Annotated in this window: 1 pseudogene; it reads left to right on the plus strand. The window is 62.5% G+C overall.

Annotated elements, in window-relative coordinates:
* A pseudogene (locus AF337_RS28830) lies at positions 1 to 171 on the plus strand (transglutaminase family protein); the annotation flags it as partial.
* Positions 172 to 272 lie beyond the last annotated feature (101 nt).

The following is a 272-nucleotide window of genomic DNA, read 5'->3' on the forward strand; positions in this document are numbered from 1 at the left end:
CGCAACAACACACCGCGGATCGGTCGCATCATCGTCGCACGCGGGCGCGATGCCGCCGACATACCGCTCATCAATTCCTTCGGACCGCATGTGCTGAAGGCGTTTCGAGTCTGGACCTATGAGGTGACGGAGCTGCAGCAGATGCAAAGCGTCGCCGAGGGCGCTGTTTAGAACGAGACCTGGGTGGGATGCGGCAATGTCCGGCCTCAGGCTTTGCCGCAGGCGGCAGCAGTCGTGGGGCTGCCTATCCCACACACTTTTGCGCGACATGC

The sequence above is a fragment of the Rhizobium ecuadorense genome, assembly GCF_001187535.1.
Taxonomy (GTDB): Bacteria; Pseudomonadota; Alphaproteobacteria; order Rhizobiales; family Rhizobiaceae; genus Rhizobium; species Rhizobium ecuadorense.